Annotated in this window: 14 protein-coding genes; 11 read left to right on the forward strand and 3 right to left on the reverse strand. The window is 47.5% G+C overall.

What is annotated here, in order from left to right; translation table 11 throughout:
• Both def and KDK17_RS11035 read left to right on the forward strand, forming a co-directional pair.
• Positions 1-638, forward strand: a 638-nt coding sequence (def, locus tag KDK17_RS11030; protein ID WP_257275319.1) for a peptide deformylase, incomplete at its 5' end; no start/stop codon positions are given.
• 217 nt (positions 639-855) lie between these two features.
• The gene (locus KDK17_RS11035) at positions 856-2,622 is read left to right on the forward strand and encodes a P-loop NTPase fold protein (RefSeq protein ID WP_257288095.1); all 1,767 of its coding nucleotides are present in this window, start codon (positions 856-858) and stop codon (positions 2,620-2,622) included.
• Here KDK17_RS11035 and KDK17_RS11040 read toward each other — a convergent pair.
• On the reverse strand, positions 2,588-3,400 hold the full coding sequence (locus tag KDK17_RS11040) for a TatD family hydrolase (RefSeq protein ID WP_257275321.1): 813 nt from the start codon (positions 3,398-3,400) through the stop codon (positions 2,588-2,590). The two genes, KDK17_RS11035 and KDK17_RS11040, sit on opposite strands and share 35 nt — an antisense overlap.
• A gap of 27 nt (positions 3,401-3,427) precedes the next feature.
• Between KDK17_RS11040 and KDK17_RS11045 the strand changes: the two genes are divergently transcribed.
• Together KDK17_RS11045 and KDK17_RS11050 are read left to right on the forward strand one after the other, a co-directional pair.
• Positions 3,428-3,895, forward strand: coding sequence for a hypothetical protein (locus tag KDK17_RS11045; RefSeq protein WP_257275322.1), 468 nt, complete (start codon positions 3,428-3,430; stop codon positions 3,893-3,895).
• 3 nt (positions 3,896-3,898) lie between these two features.
• The gene (locus KDK17_RS11050) at positions 3,899-4,417 is read left to right on the forward strand and encodes a copper chaperone PCu(A)C (RefSeq protein WP_257275323.1); all 519 of its coding nucleotides are present in this window, start codon (positions 3,899-3,901) and stop codon (positions 4,415-4,417) included.
• Between the two features lie 93 nt (positions 4,418-4,510).
• Here the strand turns inward: KDK17_RS11050 and KDK17_RS11055 are convergent, their stop codons facing one another.
• On the reverse strand, positions 4,511-6,091 hold the full coding sequence (locus KDK17_RS11055; protein WP_257275324.1) for a peptide chain release factor 3: 1,581 nt from the start codon (positions 6,089-6,091) through the stop codon (positions 4,511-4,513).
• Positions 6,092-6,190: 99 nt separating this feature from the next.
• Between KDK17_RS11055 and KDK17_RS19555 the strand changes: the two genes are divergently transcribed.
• The 4 genes from KDK17_RS19555 (at position 6,191) to KDK17_RS11075 (ending at position 13,243) form a co-directional block, all read left to right on the forward strand.
• A complete protein-coding gene (locus KDK17_RS19555; RefSeq protein ID WP_257288096.1) occupies positions 6,191-8,830 on the forward strand; it encodes an inositol phosphate phosphatase SopB in 2,640 nt (879 codons plus the stop codon).
• A gap of 300 nt (positions 8,831-9,130) precedes the next feature.
• A complete protein-coding gene (locus KDK17_RS11065; RefSeq protein WP_257288097.1) occupies positions 9,131-9,331 on the forward strand; it encodes a hypothetical protein in 201 nt (66 codons plus the stop codon).
• 58 nt (positions 9,332-9,389) lie between these two features.
• Complete coding sequence (locus tag KDK17_RS11070; protein WP_257288098.1) at positions 9,390-11,990, forward strand: hypothetical protein; 2,601 nt, start codon at positions 9,390-9,392, stop codon at positions 11,988-11,990.
• 434 nt (positions 11,991-12,424) lie between these two features.
• Positions 12,425-13,243 (forward strand): class I SAM-dependent methyltransferase, encoded by an 819-nt coding sequence (locus KDK17_RS11075; protein ID WP_257280461.1) that lies wholly within the window; start codon positions 12,425-12,427, stop codon positions 13,241-13,243.
• 19 nt (positions 13,244-13,262) lie between these two features.
• Here KDK17_RS11075 and ispB read toward each other — a convergent pair whose 3' ends face one another.
• Positions 13,263-14,240, reverse strand: a complete 978-nt coding sequence (gene ispB / locus KDK17_RS11080) for an octaprenyl diphosphate synthase (protein ID WP_257288099.1) — start codon at positions 14,238-14,240, stop codon at positions 13,263-13,265.
• 400 nt (positions 14,241-14,640) lie between these two features.
• Here ispB and rplU point away from each other — a divergent pair, with 400 nt between their 5' ends.
• The 3 genes from rplU to cgtA all read left to right on the forward strand — a co-directional run bounded on the left by rplU (position 14,641) and on the right by cgtA (position 16,749).
• Positions 14,641-14,952: a 50S ribosomal protein L21 gene (rplU, locus tag KDK17_RS11085; RefSeq protein ID WP_257274520.1), complete on the forward strand. Its 312-nt coding sequence runs from the start codon at positions 14,641-14,643 to the stop codon at positions 14,950-14,952.
• A gap of 112 nt (positions 14,953-15,064) precedes the next feature.
• Complete coding sequence (rpmA, locus tag KDK17_RS11090; RefSeq protein WP_257274522.1) at positions 15,065-15,322, forward strand: 50S ribosomal protein L27; 258 nt, start codon at positions 15,065-15,067, stop codon at positions 15,320-15,322.
• Between the two features lie 218 nt (positions 15,323-15,540).
• Positions 15,541-16,749, forward strand: coding sequence for an Obg family GTPase CgtA (gene cgtA / locus KDK17_RS11095; protein WP_257288100.1), 1,209 nt, complete (start codon positions 15,541-15,543; stop codon positions 16,747-16,749).
• Positions 16,750-16,774: the final 25 nt, after the last annotated feature.

Consider the following 16,774-nt stretch of genomic DNA (forward strand, 5'->3'; position numbering starts at 1 on the left):
GCGCGCCTGCTTTGGGAGCAGGATGTCGGGAGTTCGAATCTCTCTACCCCGACCATTTTCACTGCTTTTTTCTGTCTATAGTTTTATGTAACAACCAACAAACTACACACAGAAGAAATCCCATGGCGATTTTAGAACTGGTTCCGGAATCCAACCCTGCATTAAGAACTCCCACCACTCCTGTTACTGACTTTGGTTCGGATTTTCAGAAAATCGTGGATGACCTGTACGAAACTATGTATGCCGTCAATGGTGCCGGACTGGCTGCTACCCAGGTGGGTTTGGGAATGAGAGTGGCAGTGATTGATGTCTCATCTGATAAAAGTCAGCCCCTGGTCATTGCAAACCCGGAGATTATTGAGAAGTCAGGTGAACAGAAAATGGAGATGGGCTGTCTGTCACTGCCGGGTTGCTGGGCCGCGGTTAAGCGGGCTGGCTGGGTAAAAGTCAGGGCTCAGGATCGTTATGGTCAATTTTTCGAGATTGAGGGTGAGGGTATCCTTGCAGAAGCTTTTCAGCACGAAATTGATCATCTGGATGGTGTGTTGTTTATTGATAAACTCTCGGCTCTGAAGCAAAAAATGGTGCGTCAGAGAGCACGCAAGGCGCTAAAGCGGCATGAAAGGGGGAATAAATAAGGTTTCAGGCAGTCTTGATTCAGAAATTATCTGACTCCTATGGGTAGCTAAATAAATAGCTTAAAAGATGTAAAATAGAAATGTATTCAAAGTGAAAGGAACCTTGTTTATTTCAGAGTTTTTTTATGAGTAAAATAAAGTCAGCTTCCTGGCAGCAGAATGAAATGATTTAGTCTACTTTTGATAAGGTCATATTTATTGGATTGAGGTTGTTGTTTTGCTCATTAAAAAAATAAAGAATTTTCTTCGAACGGGACGTCGTTCTTTATTCATAGTTTTTATTGTTTCTATTCCCTGGGCTGCTGCTGAAGGATCAAACAGTCTGGTTATTCAAGCACTCGCAATTAATGCTTATCTTGATTATCTCTATAATCTTGGACAGGGTAATCTTGAAGGGGAAAGTACTTCTTCAAGACCTTTTACTATTGGTCTGGATGGACCTTCCGGAGCCGGTAAATCCACCTTTCTTGATGAATTTACTCAAGAACTTCGAGCTGCTGCTGCAAATTATCATCAATTACAGCCGGATCTGGCAGGCAGGGCCTGTAATCTTGAAACGCTGGGGATTGATACCTTTTTACACTCCCGCGCAGACAGACGTGAAATGTTCAGTCATCTGGGCGATGGTGCATCCGGTAACAACGATGGTAAAGAGTATCGCGCGGACTTGAGAGACAGATGTCTGGCAGCAATAGCCCGGGGTGATTCTTTTCGGTATACCCCTTATTGTCGTCATCTGGAGGGTCGGTTGGGCCCGGAAGAAACCCGGAAGATCACCTGCGATATTCTTATTATCGAAGGCACTCATGTTAATGATCCGGGGGCTCGGGCTTCCATTGATCATGCCTTGTTTCTTAATAGTGATGATAATTTAATTAGCTGGAATATGTGGAAGCGAAATTATCTTCTGGGCAATCGGACTCAACAAGAATTGTTTGCCATTTTGCAGGTTTTGTTTGAACAGTTTAAAACCTGGAGGGAAAGAAATGCCGACCTTTCAGATGTTCATTTTTATTGGCATGCAATTAACGAAGTCCCGGAGCTGACGGAAGAGACGGTTGATTCAGTGCTGCCAGAACTGGTTCGACAGTTGCAACTTCATCATTTTAATTCGGGTTTTGCCCTGACTCGCCTTTTTCAACAGAACCCATTGAGTTCGGAAGTATTTAGTGCTCGTATGCGTCATCACTTTCAACCTTTGATGTCCGGAAGAAGTCTGGTGGCGATGGAGCATGAAAGGTTTCTTTCAAACATTAAGACGTTGTTGGAACCATTGGGGTTAACTCTTTATCAGGTCGAACATGGTAACGAGTGTTTATTTGTTTCACTGGAGTCTGTCCTGCGACCGTATTACTTGAATCGTGACAGAGTCATTGCCCTGTTAAGACAATTATGGAATGCCTGGAAGAATAACAGACTAACTGATGCCCAGAGAAGACTGCTAGGCTGGGTTGCCGGAGATATTGAGGCCGAAGCTGATTTTCTGTCACAAGGTAATTTGGGTGGGCTTCCTACGATTTTGATGACATGGGCAGCCCTGATGGGATCGAGTCATCCACCCGACAAGCCCTTGTATCTTATGATCCGTTTAGGAAGTGTGATTAAGCTTTGGAGCATTAACCTGGATGGCAGCATTAGTGAATTAGCTGCTCTTCCGGAAGGTGAGTCGGTATTGATCTACGATGGTGTCAATCGCTGGATGTTTGCTACGCCCGGACAGGGTGTGCCGGGTGATATGGCTGGGGTGGTTCCGGTGGTTCATCCGAATGCTGGCGTTCACAATGGCGGAGGCAGTGACGATGATTCAGGTTTCTATTCTTCTTCCAGTTCCAGTTCATCTTCGTCGCTGTCATCACTCTTGAGCTCAGCGGTCGGTCCTGTTCGCCAGGTTGATGACATGGTGATCGGGGGTAATCTAACTGAACCTCTGGAGACGGATTCCAATGAGGTTATTTTCCCAGGATTGATAATGCATTCTCAGTAGTAGCCCGCGCGATCTCTTTTACAGAGCTGGAACGTAATTGTGCGAGATGCTTCAGAACAACAGGTAATCGGGCGGGAGTGTTCCTCTGGCCCTGATAGCCTGACATCGGCATATCCGGCGCATCGGTTTCCAGGACTATACTACTCAGAGGCAACGAGGTGGCCAGCTGACGTGTTTTTCTGGCCCTCTCGTACGTGATTGTGCCGCCAAACCCCAGCTTGAATCCCAGTTCTATATATTGTCGGGCTTGTTGTTCACTGCCAGAAAAGGCATGTACGATGCCACCTCTCTCCAGTTTGATTTGTCTGATTTGTTTGAGGATCTCATCGTGTGCTTTTCGGCAGTGCAGAATGACGGGCAGTTTAAAACGGTCGGCAAGTTCCAGTTGTCGGACAAAATAGAAGTGCTGTTCGTCACGGTTTGAGTCAGTCAGCGAGTAGTCCAGACCTATCTCACCCACTGCACAAACGGTTTCGGAATGACGCGTCAGGAATACTTTCAGTTCATCAAGGTGATGAGGTTTATGGCTTTTCAGAAAATAAGGGTGTAATCCAAGTGCGGCATAAAGTCGCACAGAATCTGGCACCGAATGAGCTTGTTTCAGCACTCTGGGCCAGTAACGGGCTTCCGTTGCTGGTATGCAGATTGAGTGGACACCTGAGAGCCAGCATTGTTCAAGGGTTTTATTACGATCCTGATCAAACTCAGGAAAGTCCAGATGGCAGTGGCTGTCGAACAATTCCGGCATGGGGGTCATAATGATCACATATTTGGTCACAGAGCGTCAGTCTGTTATGTTACCCCGATGAAAATAAAGCAGTACACAGGGCTGGGTGTTTTGGTGGTGCTGATTGCAGCATTGGTTTTTTTACCCCGCTACTTCAAGCTGGAATCTGAAACAGGGCTGACCCGACAGAGCTATCAGAAGAAATGTCTGGTGTCTGAAGGATGTCGACTGACGACAGGAGACAGTCAGATTGAGCTGAATATCAGGCCATCCAGCCTGCCAAAGCTGGAACCCCTTGATGTTGAAGTTCGTCTGAAAGGTCTGTCTGCAGACAGGATTACCATGGAGTTTATTGGTCGGGACATGTCAATGGGATTAGCTCCTTTTCCACTCTACAAGCAGCCCTCTTTTTTTGGGTCTACGGTCTACAGTGGTGTGGGCAATCTGACGTTTTGCACGGTTGATAAGGAAATGGTCTGGTTGGCCAAACTGGTGATTGAGTCAGGTTCCGAAGTGACAACGGTTGTTTTTGAACTGGAGAGTTAAAGTATGAAGCCTTTGGCAGCTATTTTCGCAATTGTTTTCCCCGCCATGACATCTATGGCCCTTAAGGCAGCAGATGTTGAGATAAAGGATCAGTACGCAAGAGCGGTACCGGCTGTTTCCAAAAACTCTGCGGCGTTTCTGACTATTACCAATAAGGGTAAACAAGATATCAAGCTGGTCTCTGCTGACAGTGCCAGTGCGGCTCGTGTGGAGCTGCATGGCCACAAGCATGAAGGGAATATGATGAAAATGTTCGAGCTGGAAGATATTGATATTCCGGCAGGCAAGACAGAATCTCTGAAAAGCGGTGGCAATCATATCATGCTGATGGGGTTGAAGAGACCAATGGAAGCCGGTGGTGAGGTTGATATCACCCTGCACTTCTCTGACGGAGATGCTGTAGATGTCAAAGTGCCGGTAAAAGATCTTCGTCAGCAAACTAAAGATGCGGCCCATGACAGTGCCATGAAACATGGTGAGATGAATCACGGCTCAATGGATCACGGCAGCATGGATCACTGAAGCTGGTGCAATTCTGGCGATGCAGATAAGTTGATCCTGCTACTCCGCTTTTTCGACACCTTCTAAAAGCCAAGTGGCAGGATACAGGGGAGGTTAGTGCTCACGGGTCGTTCGGTAGGTGATATCCGGGTAGCGTTCCTCTGCCAGTGAGAGATTAACACGGGTGGGTGCCAGATAAGTCAGGTATCCACCCCCATCAATAGCCAGGTTGTCGCCACACTTCCGCTTAAACTCCTCCAGCTTGCGCTCGTCTGCGCAATCCACCCAGCGGGCAGTATTGACGTTGACCGGTTCGTACATGGCTTCCACTTTATATTCATCCTTGAGACGACGCATAACGACATCAAACTGGAGTACACCTACCGCACCCAGGATCAGGTCGTTATTGTTCAGAGGCATGAAAAGCTGGGTTGCGCCTTCTTCTGAAAGCTGTTGCAAGCCTTTCTGAAGCTGTTTGAGCTTCAGAGGATCTCTCAGGCGAACGCGTTTGAAAAGCTCGGGGGCAAAGTGTGGAATTCCGGTAAAGCGGATCTCTTCACCCTGACTGAAAGTATCGCCAATCTGGATGGTACCGTGGTTATGCAGGCCGATAATGTCACCAGAGATGGCTTCTTCCACATGGGAGCGATCACCGGCCAGGAAGGTCACAGCGTCGGCAATTTTTACATCTTTGCCGATCCGTACATGCTTCATTTTCATATTACGGGTGTATTTGCCAGAGCAGATGCGCAGGAAGGCGATGCGGTCACGGTGTTTAGGGTCCATATTGGCCTGGATCTTGAAGACAAAGCCGGAGAATTTGGCTTCGTCCGGTTCCACGGTTCGTTGGTCTGTTTCTCGGATCAGGGGGGCTGGAGCCCACTTGGCAAAGTCATCCAACATTTCACGGACACCAAAGTTGGCCAGGGCAGTGCCAAAGAAAACAGGCGTCATCTTGCCGGCATGATAGGCTTCCAGATCAAACTCGTGGCTGCCGCCACGTACCAGTTCCACTTCATCCACAAAGTCTTCGTGAATATCACCCAGCAGCTCTTTAGCTTCTTCAGACTCAAGTCCCTTGATACGAATGTCGTCGGGTATTGTGTGTCCCTGACCCGGTGTGAAGAGGTGAATGGTGTCGGTGTAAAGGTTATAAACCCCTTTGAAGTTTTTGCCCATGCTGATCGGCCAAGTGATGGGAGCGCACTGGATTTTCAGGATGCTTTCCACTTCGTCCAACACTTCAATCTGGTCCCGGACTTCACGGTCCATCTTGTTGACGAAAGTGAAGATAGGGGTGTCTCTCAGACGACAGACTTCCATCAGTTTAATAGTACGGTCCTCGACACCCTTGGCGCCGTCAATCACCATCAGACAGCTATCCACAGCCGTCAGGGTGCGGTAGGTGTCTTCTGAGAAGTCTTCGTGTCCGGGAGTGTCTAGCAGGTTGACAGTGCAACCTTTATAAGGGAACTGCATGACCGAGGTAGTGATCGAGATCCCCCGCTCCTGCTCCATTTTCATCCAGTCAGAAGTGGCCATGCGACCGGTTTTGCGGCCTTTTACAGTACCTGCCATCTGGATAGCACCACCCAGAAGCAGGAGCTTTTCCGTGATGGTGGTTTTACCAGCGTCCGGGTGACTGATGATCGCAAAGGTTCGACGCTTTGCCACTTCGGGGGATAATCCACTCATTGATGTTTTGCCTGATTTCAGAGCTTGAAAAAATGGCGACATTATATCCGCTCTGTTGCGCAAAGCCAGACTCATCATGAAAGATTGAAATCAGGTGTTGTGCCTGATAACGCAGGACTTTTGGCTAAACCGGCCGATAACAGTTGCGAGGAGATTGGTGATAGGGAAGTGAGTGCTTTGAATCCATCGCAACGGACTTTGCAATGTTTGCAACCCCTGCTGGACAGAGGGCAGCATGAATCCACTGACATTTCTGTCAGAGGCAAGTGGCGTGGTCGGGAGGCCGAGCTGCTGCCGCTACCTGTCAGAGAACTGAGGGAAGGTGAAAAACTCAGTGCCAGTGAAGGGACTACGGCATTTGTATCCAAGTACGGCAGTTTTGTGGAAAATCAGCTTCACAATGATCTCAAAAGCAAGCCGCTGAACCAAAGAACCATTAAAAAGCTGGAAACACGTGCCACAGACCTGTTAAGAGATGTCAGAAAGCTGAATTGTAGCAGTATAGAGCTCTGGCTGGATTCCGATATGGTGGAAAAAGCGTTTGAGACTGCGACACCTTTTAAGTGGCGATCTCTTCCTTCACACGAGCAGGAGCATCTTAAGGAAGTCGTTCAGTTTCAGCTCTCTGGTCATACCGATTATCTGAGCCAATCAAAGGCTCTTGAACTTGCGGTAAAAGCAGTCGGTCATCATGAATCCATCTTCTCAACCACTATTCCCGAAACGGCCCGCTTTCTCAACAGCAAAGCAGAGGGGGGGCATACTCTTTTTCCCGGTCAGCTCAGGCTCTGGGCCGAAGAGCACTTTGATAGGGACAAAGTCCCGGGAACTCCGATAGAAGGTGATGATCTCTATATCAGTCAATACGAGATGAAGCTGATAGGTAATGCCGAGTATTACACCAACCGTGTTTCAGGTCTTCTCTCCGGTTCTCCATTGGAGCGTCTGCAGAACATCAGCTATGCCCAACAGGCTGAAGAAGCCAGAGAGCTTGCCAGGCAGCTTATCAAGACGCTGGACGCACTGGAGCGTCATTCACAAAATTTGCCTGCCCAATTGCAGCAGGCCCTTATCCATGATCTGGTGGGGCAGCTCGATGGTGTGTTGGATTTTATCGATCAGCTGGAGGTCAGTGATCAGGAGAATCCACTGGGGCCGCAGCAGTGGAAAAAGTTTAAATGTCTGGAGATGGTTTCTGCTATTAATGTTCTCAAGCGTGAAATTGAGCATGAAAGTGCACTCATCAACAACTCAGGTAAGGAAGGTCTGTTCAGCAGAAAGAAAACCAAAAAGCTGGCAGAGTTGAAGGCATTGCACCAGACGTGGAGTGACCATTTTAACCGTATTCAGGAAGGAACAGACAATGATCTTCCTCCAGCCAGAGCGAAGCTAACAGGAAGAGCTTCCCACGCTGACGCTCTGCCCGTGGTTGATGCAGAGGCTTATACAGCCTGTATATTGAAGCGGCTTGGAGAGGTGGGTCTGGATAATGCCAGGAAGAAACTGAAAGAATCACGCAGTCTGGTGCTCTCAACAGTTCAATGGGAAAAAATCACTACCCATCTGGATGTGAGGATTGAGGGGCGAACCCGGCATTATGAGAGTCAGCTGACCCCTGCTTCGCAAATGAAATGGGGAGAAGGTGCAAAAGATATCTTTGAACATTCTTATCAGGGTATGGGCAGGCCTTCGACTGAAACCAGTGAACGCTTTCATGCCGTCAATATGGCGCAATCTGAGCTGTCGACTGCAGAAAAGGGGAACAAGAAAGTTCTGTTCAAAGGGTTGCGTTCCGGAACCCTCTGTGCCTATGGGATAAAAGAAAAAGAGCCCCGACTTGCCGCAGCCAGAAACCGGGCCAGGGAGTTGGTGACGGCCGCTGTAAAACAGTTTCTGGATGATAATCCCGACTATTTGACATCGGGGCAGCCTGTTCCTTTGAAAATGCTCTCCACGTCTATGCTCAGTGCCGACAAACTGAGGCACTATCTGCATATTCATGATGATGAACTGAAGATGCAGAGAGAGCAGGTCGCCGCCCTCAAGGAAATTCAGAAAGAACTTAACGAGGGTAAGCCATTGGTCATTTCTGATGCCGACGGCGAAAAACATCAACTCAGAGTCAATATGAAGCTGGCCAACACCAATTATGGTGTCAATTCACTTTCATTGGGTGGTTTGAAGTCCGTTGTCCGTCCCTGGGGTGAGGCCAGGCGGGTCAATAATGAGGGCCTTATTGAACTGATGGGCTCTGTTGAGCAGTTTGATCCCGTAGGAGGTTGGGTAGGCGACTATCTGGCTGGCTCTGCCCCTGAGCAATCCAAGCAGGTTGTCCGTATGCTGGTTGAACAAATAAGGGATCTTCATGTTTCAGGCGACTATCGAACAGAAGGCGAAGATGCTTATAAGATGGTTGAGCGAATCCAGTTGCTGGCATTCAAGATAGGCGCGGTGGGTCATATCAATTGTAAAAGTGGTAAGGACCGAACCGGAGAAGCCGACGCCTCGATCAAGCGCTTTGCTGCCGAGGTGGAGGCCAGAGGCTATGTCCCTGATCCTCGCAAACCCGTTAGCCGGGAAGATCGCAACCTCAGTCAGGCTTTCCAGTTTGGTTCAGGTAATCTTGAATTGCAGCAAATGAATATCAACTTGCCCGGGTTCAAGACTCAGTTGAACAAAAAGCGTCTGGGTGAATTTGCTCATCAGCTTGCTCATAAAGCCCGGTTTAGAGTGAAATAGTCACCGAAGCTCTTGCGGGCTTTAAATCTGCCCACCTTTTTTTTCCGGTGCTCTACGGCGTGAGAATCTCCAACTGCCAAGCCAGGTTTCAATCACTTATGGGATCAAGCTGCACCTCAGAACCCATCAGTTTGATAGACCCTTCATTTTATTCATCTATCAGATTTTGATCTACGATTTCTATCGTCCGGATCGAAGGGGCAAAAATGCTCTCGTTAGAGTAGTCCGAATATTGCCAGGAAGACATTAAAATTAATTATCTGACCTGAATCCACCGTCACAGAATGTCGGGAGCAGTTTATGTCTTTTTTGAGTGAAGCAACGATGGCAGGATCACAGACTGGAAGGACAGGCTTTATCAGCAATGCAGCAAAGATTTCACGTAATGAGAAAATAACAGCAAAATGTTTGAAACCTTTTCATGAAATCACTGTCCAATTTGTCATTATGGTCAGAAATACTGGAAAACAACTGAGGAACCACTTAGCAAGAATTGATTAATCGGCTTATCTCAGCGTCTGTGTCTAACTGACCACTCATGCACAAATTGGAGATTACTATGATAAATGATTTTTCCTTGGCAAAGACTGATGCGAGATGGCATTCATCCCAAAATCATGGAGAGCAAACCACTTCTTCAGTGTTGCCCCTTGTGAACGTCGATTCATCGGCCTTAACACCTGGACCACAAAGTACCGGACTGCAAAGACGCTCCAGAATTGTTGCAATTGAACAGTCATGCATTCGATGCCTGCTACCCAAACCTTTTCGGTTGCATTTAGACCTTAGAGAAAATGAACGCCAGCTTGATAGCTATCGGAATAGCTTTCAAACTTATGCCGATAAGGATGAGCCTTTGGAAGCTTATCAGCGCAACAAATTGGCGTTGAGAACATTGGAGTCTAATATAGATGATAATCTTAAGTGGCCCATACGCAGTCACGATAACAGAAGATACGTCAGGCTACAGAAGAAACTTGATGAACAAATACAGAGCATAGATACGCTTTTGGAAGATAACCTGAAGCGTGCCACCCAATCATTTTCCAGTATCCACCCCCTACTAAACCTCGTCTACTCAGAACTATCTGAGTTCATTGCATTTCCCGATACGCTCTGTTCGTTGAAAGACTCATTAAAGACGTTATTTGACGAGGACCAGGCTCAACACCCTGACTCCGGTAATGCCGAGACTCTCCAGTTGATATACAGGGTTTCTTGTTTGGTCGATCAAAAGATAGAGCAAGAGCAAAAAAGATTGAATCATCTTCGCATTAATCTGCAGACGTGGGGGCAAGATAGAATACTAAGTAACTTAGAGTTTCTTAAAAATTTGAATGCAACACTGAATGACATGGCCGTCGGTAATTTGTGTCGTCACCTTGATTCACTCGACACTATGGAGTCGTTAATAGAATTTGTTGAAAATCATGAAGGATATATAAGAACCCTGTCAGATTTAAGTCATAATTTTCTTATTCAGCGTATGATAAAAACAATAGAGGATTTACCTGAAGAGCTATCCACTGAATCACTGTTTTTACTTGATAAGAAGATGAATGCTATCCGTGAAGACAGTAAAAAAATAATTCTCAAAAAGGCATCTTCTTTACTAATCAACGAGGTCGACTCATTAGCTGCCGGGATAAAGGCTTTTATCAGAGTAAGTCTTGCCGGACTGGGCGGACTGCGCAAAGATGAAGTTGCCGACAGATTATTCTATAAAATGTGCACATTTATTAAAGACTTTGATGATGCACTCCATACATTTAATAAAGTTACTGCCTTAAATTCACATTTCTCAGAACATTTTGATATCTTATATAAAAAAGTGGTATCCCAGGCAGCCAGATTTGAGCACTTTTACCAGCTCACCAAACATACCGCTTTTGATAAAGACAAGAGCACCTTTTGCCTAAAAGCTTTAGCAATAAATCCAGATCATATTGACCTCAGGAAACTTCATAAAAAAATTATTGAACAGAAAATCCATCAGCAGTTTTATAAAGCCGTAGACGCATCAAGAGAAGTTTTTATTAAAAACAGTCAGTCACGGGTTAAAAAGATTATTGACTCACAAAAAGCTAATTATCAACATCAAATTAGCACTCTAATTAGAGAACCAAGTATTCGCATTCGTTATAATGAAAAAATTGAAAAAGCTTTCGAGGAATTTTCTAAAGCTGATCTTGGTTTTCGTTACATTCTAAATCGTTATGATACAGAAAGAGTAGAAAAACCTTTAAAAAAGGCTATTACGCTTTCCTTGGAGGCTATGATAATAGCGCCCACAGACGAAATGAGAGAAAGCGCTGAAAAACTAATCGACAAGTTTTTTAATGAAACACATATGAACCCAAATACTTACCAAAGACATATACCGAGACCAAATATAATAAATACAATGATTAAAAAGATCAAAGCTAATCCAACCACAGAAAACAGATGTCAGAAGATAAAAGAAATGGCCATCGGTAATCTTAAGCGCAAGCTTGACGCTCAGGTCTTAATTAAATCCCATGAATTCGATAAAATTGTGAGCCAGAAAAAGCAAGAATTAGACAACTCATTGTCGTTGCACCATCAGAAGCTTGGCAGTTATTACTATAGCTTGGCTCAAATGAATCCTGCTGCCTGGTTTTTTCCAATAGATGGATTTTGGATGCCGTATGTGTACACTGCCCTGTTAAACCCTGAATATCCCGTCAATATGGGTAGCAGTTATTCATTTGATACCGGTGATGTGCGCGGAGATCTTTCTCCGTCTACTGTCACAGGAAATTTATCCACACCCGCTTCCGGCTTTTTAGATGATATTAATGTCGGGAATATTACAGACCAGCCACTTGATATAAGCTCTGGCTTGCATATTGCCGAGGTGGCTTCTGGATGCTCCGATGCTGTAACCGAAAACTTATCCTTGGACAGCACAAATGGCTCTTCTGGAATAAACCTGTCTATTTCAGATTCAGTCTTTGGGGACGTCCTCGATGTAGGCAGTCTGGATTTAAGCGGTCTCGGTGGCAGTCTCGATTTAGGCAGCCTCGATGTAAGCGGTCTCGATTTAGGTAGCCTCGATGTAAGCGGTCTCGGTGGCAGTCTCGATTTAGGCAGCTTCGATGTAAGCGGTCCAGATATCAGTTTCGATTTAGGTTTCTAGTAAGTATTTTCTGAGGTGGCCACATGCCAAAATATTAGATCCCTGCTCGATGTTAGAGATCAAACACTGTTTTAAAGCGAACAAATTTCGGTTTTTTTCAGGGAGGGTTATCCAGCCAGTCTTCAGGACAGTTGGATAAAGTCACAGATCACTGTGGCTGATGGTCATGTCTGGCAGTCCTCAGGCAACAATGAACCTTTGGAACTGCCCCCCCCTAATCTGCCCAGTGCCGTAAAATACGTTGACCAATTGGCTATAGGCTGCTTGATCTGACAACCTTGGCTGTTGAAAAAAGTTCATTAAGTCTGGCATAGATAGAAAGTATTTTGCCGCGTTCTCCGAGATATGCATTCTGATGCTATCTTGACTTCAACGATGCGACGGGTTTGGCTTCACGCGAGTGAGTCTTTTTGAGACCCGCTTAGCGGAGTTCTATGTATTTTGAATTGAAATCCTCATTCAAAGATGCTGTTAAAACCGACATTGAAGCCCTGCGCAAGGGTGCTCTCAGAATCAAAAACGGGTTTAAACCAATGAATGAAGCACTGTCCCGAATGGAAGATAATGCGCTGTGTCACGACATGGCGAAGGGCCGGGAGGTCATCGACGAAATTCTTACTGCTCCGCCAGAGCAGTTGAGGCGGCGCGCCTACCTGCTCCAGCTACTGAAACGCTTCGGATGCATATACCAGGGCTGGGAACTGTACGGCGCATTCCAGGAATACATAAGTGCATCGAATTTCGGGTTGCTGCAAATTCCCACGGAGTACGTTGACTTCCTGCTGCTTTGCATCGAACGCGAGCCAGCCTCGTTCATCGAGATAGGCGTGATGTATGGAGGATTTGCGACATTTACCTCTGCGGTCCTAAGTCGATTCAATGCGGAACTTGAATATCATTGCGTGGACATTGAAGACAACTTCCGGGACTGGGATCACTACGCCCAGCGCCTCCCGCTCCGAAAGCAGGTGTCCATGACTTCCGCTGATTTTTGCGGACGGGCTTTTGACGTAGTGTTCATTGATGGTGACCATTCCTATCACGGCATGAAGCGTGACTTTATGAACCTCGGGCGGTACGCCCGCTTGTGCGGCTTCCACGATATTCATGGGACTGAATACGATCACCTCGACGGCGGCACGCGGCGTTGCTGGAACGACCTGCGGCTATCCTATCGGGAGAGGCAGCGTGTCACTGAGATCACTCATATGAACGAACAGTGGATGGGGATCGGTGTCATTGAGTTCCAGTAAACCTGCTGCGGCCATCTGTTCAGAACGTTCTGGCCACAGCAAAACGTGCCAGATCTTCCATCGCGTCACGAAACTCACTGTCAGGCAGGGCTTGCAGGCAGGTAATAGCCTTGTCAGACTGTTCTCTTGCCTTCAGGGATGTATAATTCAGCGCCCCACAGGAACGAACCGCCTCAACCACTTGATCAATCTTATCCAGGCCACCCTGTTCAATGGCATCCCTGACCAACGCTTTCTGCTCCGGGGTGCCTTCGGAGAGAGCGAATATCAGAGGCAGGGTAGGTTTGCCTTCTGCCAGATCATCACCGAGGTTTTTTCCCATGTCTTCACTGTCGCCCTCATAATCCAGCAGGTCATCCACCAGTTGAAATGCCATGCCCAGATGATGGCCATAGTCTCTCAGGGACTGCTCAACCTCGCTATCCACACCGGAGAGGGTCGCGGCAGTATGAGTAGAAGCTTCAAACAACATGGCAGTCTTGCATCGGATGACATCCATATATTGTTCTTCTGTCACACTGGCATCGTTGATATTCATCAACTGCATGACTTCACCTTCAGCAATGATGTTGGTGGCATCAGAGAGGATCCTGAGCAGTTTCATGTTGTCAAGGCCGACCATCATTTGAAAGGCACGGGAATAGAGAAAGTCGCCCACAAGAACGCTGGGAGCATTACCCCAGAGGGCATTCACTGTGTCACGTCCCCGGCGGAGGTCAGATTGATCCACGACATCATCGTGCAGCAGGGTTGCGGTATGGAGAAACTCGATGATAGCCGCCAGTGAGATATGATCATGTCCCCGGAAGCCTGTGGCGCGTGCAGTCAGCAGAACCAGAAGGGGTCTGAGCCGCTTGCCTCCGGACTGGATTATGTACTGGCCAATCTTGCTGACCATGACAACATCCGAATGCAGCTGTTCGGCGATGCACTGGTTAACCAGGGCAAAATCTTCGCTGACAACGGTTTGAAAGGAGTGCTTGTTGCGTTCAGGCATATGGCTGCTGCAGAGATTGGCAAATCGAGCATCCTAGGTAGTGGCCGCCTGACTGTCAATAGCTGTATGACTTCAGTGCTTGTTTCATGGGTATAATCTCTGGGAGTATCGTAGACAAATCGGGGTTGCCAGTCGGGTTGCAATTCCTTAGAATTTGCGCCCCTGTCTAACAATCTGGCTGAGAATCCGGGCGGCGGTCCATTTTGTCATGCTTTTGGGCTCTGTTTTCAGAGCTGACCAGAGGCTTATGCGGCGCAGCCCATCTGGAAGTGATGATCAGATAGACGTAGATAGTATTGAAAATTCCGGTCAGAGTACCTTGGCTTTATTCTTTTGAATGAGTCCTGATCTCGCCGGATGCCTTTGACAAAGAGGCTATTTAGGATTTTCGGAGATAAATATGTACGCAGTTATCAAAACTGGCGGCAAGCAGTACCGTGTTGCTGAAGGCACAACCCTGAAGGTTGAAAAGCTGGACGTAGTGGCAGGTGAGAGTCTGGATATCAGTGATGTACTGCTGGTAGCCAACGGAGAAGAAGTCAAAATTGGCGCTCCTGTTGTTGAGGGTGCCAAGGTTACTGCTGAAGTTGTAGCTCATGGTCGTGGTCCAAAGATCAAGATCATCAAGTTCAAGCGTCGTAAGCACCACCGCAAGCAAATGGGCCACCGTCAGTGGTTCACTGAGCTGAAAATTACCGGCATTGCTGGCTAATTCAGGCCTTTAAAAGGCATGGCTGATGGGCTGGAAGCAGTTCGTTAAATACTTCTAAGGTCTGCATCTGGTGTGGTAGCCGGCTGTTGGACCGAGCTAAAAGGAGAGCAGCATGGCTCACAAAAAAGCGGGTGGTTCTACTCGTAACGGTCGCGATTCAGAAAGTAAACGCCTTGGCGTTAAGCGTTTCGGCGGTCAGGTCGTCAGCGCAGGTAACATCCTGGTTCGACAACGTGGTACCCGATTCCACGCGGGTGAGAATGTCGGCATTGGCAAGGATCACACTCTGTTCGCCAAGGCTGATGGCAAGGTTGTTTTTGAGGTTAAAGGTCCTCAGAAGCGTAAGTACGTTCGCATCGAAGCTGCGTAACAGTACTTCTGGTGTTCGCCCCCCTGTTGAGGGTGACGCCATAGAAAAGCCCCGCTTTTTGGCGGGGCTTTCTTGTATGTGCGTAAAGTGATTTGAGTGGTGTAGACTCCTGAGGTTGAGTGTCTGGAGGTCAATGCTTTTCTTTTGCTGTGGGCATCTGGTTGAGTATTTATCTGCAGGTATTGACCGTTTGAAGTCATTGCTGCGGGAGGTTTTGAATGAAGTTTGTTGATGAAGCCATCATCAAAGTTCAGGCTGGCAAAGGTGGCAATGGCTGCCTGAGTTTCAGGCGTGAAAAATACGTTGCCAAGGGTGGACCGGACGGTGGTGATGGTGGTGACGGTGGCAGCATCTATGTGGTTGCAGAGAATGACCTGAACACGCTGGTGGATTATCGTTATCAGCGCAGTTATAAGGCAGAAAGTGGCGAAGCGGGTCGTGGTCGCAACTGTTCCGGTGCCAAGGGGCAGGATTTAGAATTGCCGGTACCTGTAGGCACTACGGTTGTGGATGATGAAACAGAAGAAGTGATGGGTGATCTGACTCACGTGGGCCAGAAACTACTGGTAGCCCAGGGGGGGTGGCACGGTCTGGGTAACACCCGTTTTAAATCCAGCGTCAACCGTGCTCCGAGGCAGACTACCAAAGGTTCTCTGGGTGAAGAGCGTTCGCTTCGACTGGAACTCAAGGTTATTGCCGACGTGGGTCTACTGGGTATGCCCAATGCAGGTAAGTCCACCTTTATTCGCTCAGTCTCTCAGGCTAAGCCGAAAGTGGCAGACTATCCCTTTACCACACTGGTGCCTAACCTGGGTGTAGTGAGTGTGGAGAAACATCGCAGTTTTGTTATTGCTGATATTCCCGGTCTGATTGAGGGTGCCGCTGAAGGTGCTGGCTTGGGGATTCGATTCCTGAAACATCTTTCACGTTGTCGTGTACTCCTGCATTTGGTTGATGTGGCTCCATTTAATGAGAGCGATCCTGTACATGTTGCTAATGCCATTGTGGATGAATTGAAACGTTTTAGTCCTGCCCTGGCTGAGCGTGAGCGATGGTTGGTATTGAACAAGCTCGACCTGTTGCCGGAAGATCAGCAGAAGAGAGTCTGTGATCAGGTGATCTCAGAACTGGGTTGGGAAGGTCCTGTTTATAAGATTTCTGCAATCTCTTCCCGGGGCACAGAAAAGCTGGCTCAGGACCTGATGACTTACATTGAAGAACGTAATCTTCAGGAAAGCGAAGATGCAGAAATGGCCGCTCAGGAAGCAGAGGTTCGTCACAAGCTGGAACAAGAGGCTCGCAGGCGAATGCGCGAGCTGGCAGAAGAGAGAAGGCAGCAGCGTCTGGCCAGAAAGGCTGAAAAAGCGGCTCGAGACGATGATGATCATGACGACGATGATGACGTTGAAGTGTTCTACGCACCCTGATCTTAAAGAAGAGAGCGCAGGAGAG

This window comes from Endozoicomonas sp. SESOKO2 (assembly GCF_024606245.1).
Lineage (GTDB): Bacteria > Pseudomonadota > Gammaproteobacteria > Pseudomonadales > Endozoicomonadaceae > Endozoicomonas_A.